We start from the raw sequence: 3659 nt of genomic DNA, 5'->3' as shown, positions 1-3659 counted from the left end.
ATAGGTCGCCATCTCGCTGTCCGTTCGGTGTCCCACCGGGGGTTATGCCGTGTCCGCGCAGGTGTCCGCCGGCGCGTCCGAGGACGAACGGGGCCGCGGGTCACCCACGCCGGGTGGTGAGGCGCCCGTCCGGCGAGGCGTCGCCGACCGCTCGGCGATTCCCCTTGCGACAACTACTCAAGGTGAGTACACAAGTTCTGTCGGTGACTTATCGACGCTGGTGTCCGTCCGGCCTAATCGGCTGGCTGTGCTGCGAGGTCCTGCATGAAGAAACTGATCTGGCCGTGGGGTATCGGGTTGTTCATCCTGTTCTTCACGGTGACCGCGCCGAGTAGCGCCGCCGACGTGGTGCACAACACCGTGGGCGTGCTGGGCGGAGTGGCCAACGGGCTGTCGGACTTCGTATCCGAGGCGACCGCCGGAGCCGCCGCCGATCCGGTCGGCCGCCCGCGGGGACAGGCGGATCGGCCCGAGTGGGCTAACGGAGTTCCTTGGCCAACGGCCTCGTCACCGCGACCGTGCCAGTCCAGTCCGAAATGTCGGACTCGACCACGCCCCAGCGTGCCCCCTTGGCCGCGATGACCCGGCCGTCGCCGATGTACATCCCGACGTGGCCGGGTGCGTCAGCGGTGCCGTCGGTGCCCGGGGTGAACAACAGGTCCCCGGGCTGCGGGTCGACCCCGGCCACCACCGGGCCGAACCGGAGCTGGTCGGTGGTCACCCGGGGCAGCTCGATGCCGATGTTCCGGTAGGCCGCCTGCACCAGCGATGAACAGTCCCAGGAGTCCGGCCCGATCGCCCCCCAGACGTAGGGCTTGCCGATCTGTGACTCCATGAACGCCACCACGGGGGCGATCGTGCCAGCGGGGATCTCCACGCCGAATTCGAGCGAGTCCCCGTACACCTGCACCTGGGCGAGGATCGTGCGCACGTAGTTGCGGGTCTCGATGTAGGGCGGGATGCCCGCGTAGGCGAGCAGCGCCCCGGCACCGGCGTTATACGCGGCCAGCATCTTCTCCTGCCCGTCGCCGGGCACCGGCGCGACCGACGCCGCCACCGCGCAGTCGTAACGGGCCGCGGCCGGGATCGCGTCGGCCGGGTTCCACACGTCGCCCTGGCCGTGGCTGGCCCAGGTGGCGGGCATGAACTGGGCGATTCCCATCGCCCCGACGGGCGAGCGGGCCTGCGGGTTGAACCCGGATTCCTGGTGTAGCTGGGCGGCCAGCAGGGCCGGCGTCACCTCTTCGCAGCCGGCGTCGTTCGCCGCATCCGTGATCAGCTGCACGTACTCGGCCGGGATGCCGTCGGCGTTCTCGATCGACTTGTTGCCCCGGCCGTAGTCACCGACGAACGGCCCGGCCAGAGACATGATCAGCACCGAGATCAACAGGATGACCCCACCGATGACGATCGCCGAGCCGGTGCCCAACCACACCAGCCACCCGGATCTCCTGGGCGGGAAGCCGCGTGCCATCCGACCTCACCGCCCCGGCGCATCGCCGGCGACGCTGGCGAGATCTGCCCCGGCGACCCGCCACGTCCCATCGTCCTGGCGCAACAGCGTCAGGGCCGGGGTGGACAACGCCGCGACCGGCGCCTCGTTGCCCGTCGTGCTTTCGCGCCGCACGTTGAGCTGGAGCACGACGCGGCCGGTCGCGGTGGTGTCGATGCCGCCCAGGGGCGTGGTCGCCAGCACCGACACCTGCGAGCGAGCGCCCTGGGCCCGGAGATCCTGCCAGGCCCGTCCGTCTGCGCCCCCGTCAGTGGCGCCGGGGGCGCCCGCGCCGAGCGAGGCGGCGAAGTCCTCGGTGAGGCAGTTCCGGGCACGCTCGACGCCGGCCGATGGTCCCGAGTCGGTCCGGGCGTCAAACGACTGCCAGCGGGTGAAGCAGTCCGCCGCGACCGCGGCCGGGTTCGTGCGGTCGACCTCGCCGGTCGCGAGGGCGGTCGCGGTCGCCAGCGGGGGCCCCGGCGCCTGGCTGGCGCCCGGCGGCGGGCCGGTGGTCACCGAGGGACTCGGGGTGGGATTTGCAGCGCGATCCAACGTCCCACAGCCTGCCAGCACAACCAGCAGCAACATCGGTACCAGCAGCAACCTCGGCACCAGCAGCAACCTCGGTACCGGCGGCGCCGACTCGCCTCGGATCACGAGCACACCCTGGGCGCCGCTACACCGAGCCGCCGTGGCGCCCGATCACCGGCGCGCAGCCACACTCGGACGCGTCGGCATCGGTGATCCTCGTTCCCGCCCTCACCACGCCGCCGGTCATTCGCGGCCGTCCAGCCAGTCCCGCACCCGGCCGCGGCGCACCCGCCACTGGTGGCCGACTTTGCGGGCCGGGATCGCCCGTTCGGACAGGAGCTTGAGGACCGTGCTCTCGGACAGGCGTAGCCAGGCGACCAGCTCGTCGACCGTGAGCACGTCGTCGTCATCGGCCGGCCGGACCGCCGAGCCCGCGGCAGCCGTCGCCGGACCCGAGCCGCCCGCGGCACCCAGCCTGGCTACTGCGCCGGCCCCACCCGACACTGACGGCCTGGTACCCGGCGGGGACAGTGGCGTCTGCGCGGAACGCAGGGAAGACGATCCGACCGGCGCGGTCCGGGCCGACTGCGGCGCACCCTGTGAGCCACCCGAACGCCCGGTACGGGTGGATGGCCGGGGCGCCGCCGTCGAGAAGCCGTCCTGCGCCACCGACGCTCCTTTCGCTCCGCCGCACGATTCGCGCCGCGTGATCCTGGTCGCCACCGCCGGCCCCCGGCGCGGATCCTTCCGCCGAACCAGCCGCCGGTTCGCCTCGGCAATGGCGCACCACACGGTTCCGGTTCCGGAAGGTACACCGACCCGTCCGTTGTGGGTAGCCTCAACTAGAGCTTGTCATACTCGAATGGCTCGTGTTACATCGATCCGACCGCAGCCGAAGGTAAGTAACAGTAACTGGCACTAGCTAACCTGTAGAGAGCCGGGAGGGCGACGGCGCGTGAGCGATGTGCCACAGGCACCGTACGGTGAGGAAGGCGACGCGCGGCCCGTTTCACTCATAGGCGCCCGCATCCCCACGACGGCCTCCCGTTCCAACCAGCTGCCTGACCGGGACGACCAGCACAGGCGCGACGATGCGCCGGCCAGCGAGGACGCCGAATCACCTCCCTACGCGCCTTCCGGGCGCCGACGGCATCGGCGGCGGAGCGGGTCAGACTCGCCGCAGCCGTCCGGCGAAGCATGGCAGAGCGAGGCATTCCACCTCGATGATGCGACATCGGCGACCGAACCGGATGCAGACCGTGCAACCATCGGAGAGGCCACATCGTCGGCGGAGCCGCCGGGTGCCGGGTCCGGTGGCCGGCCCACGCCGGACGCCGAGGTGGACGAGGACGTCCTGCGCACACGCGGTAGCCGTGCGCGCCGCGCCGGCCGACCAGCCGCGATCGCGCCCCGCAACCAGGCGGACCCGTCGCGCCGCCCGGCGCCGCCCGCCGACACCGACCTCCCGGCCTCCGGGTCGTCGCGGGACACCACGGTTCCGGCTCGATCCGACGGCTCCAGCCAAGCGGCCGACACGGGTTCCACCGCCGACACGGGTTCCACCGACGCGGCTGTCACCGGCACCGGCACGACCGCGCGAATCACCAGCTCCGACCCGAGGGCGGACCGCGGCCCC

Annotated in this window: 5 protein-coding genes; 1 reads left to right on the top strand and 4 read right to left on the bottom strand. The window is 71.9% G+C overall.

Annotated features, from left to right (window positions below; all coding sequences use genetic code 11):
* Window positions 1-233: 233 nt before the first annotated feature.
* The 4 genes from G6R25_RS22490 to G6R25_RS31005 form a co-directional block, all read right to left on the bottom strand.
* Window positions 234-386, bottom strand: coding sequence for a hypothetical protein (locus tag G6R25_RS22490; RefSeq protein ID WP_163554479.1), 153 nt, complete (start codon window positions 384-386; stop codon window positions 234-236).
* 92 nt (window positions 387-478) lie between these two features.
* Window positions 479-1474, bottom strand: coding sequence for a bifunctional lytic transglycosylase/C40 family peptidase (locus G6R25_RS22485; RefSeq protein ID WP_163554481.1), 996 nt, complete (start codon window positions 1472-1474; stop codon window positions 479-481).
* A gap of 6 nt (window positions 1475-1480) precedes the next feature.
* Complete coding sequence (locus G6R25_RS22480; protein ID WP_235949451.1) at window positions 1481-2104, bottom strand: hypothetical protein; 624 nt, start codon at window positions 2102-2104, stop codon at window positions 1481-1483.
* Window positions 2105-2266: 162 nt separating this feature from the next.
* On the bottom strand, window positions 2267-2692 hold the full coding sequence (locus G6R25_RS31005; RefSeq protein WP_235825914.1) for a helix-turn-helix domain-containing protein: 426 nt from the start codon (window positions 2690-2692) through the stop codon (window positions 2267-2269).
* Window positions 2693-3362: 670 nt separating this feature from the next.
* On the opposite strand from G6R25_RS31005, the gene G6R25_RS25615 reads away from it, so the two are divergent.
* Window positions 3363-3659: hypothetical protein (locus G6R25_RS25615; RefSeq protein ID WP_205447367.1), on the top strand; the 297-nt coding region annotated here is incomplete at its 3' end.

It is taken from the genome of Candidatus Frankia alpina (assembly GCF_902806485.1).
Taxonomy (GTDB): Bacteria; Actinomycetota; Actinomycetes; order Frankiales; family Frankiaceae; genus Frankia; species Frankia alpina.
Note: the sequence above shows the minus strand (reverse complement) of the source record. Positions and strands in the feature narration are given on the sequence as shown.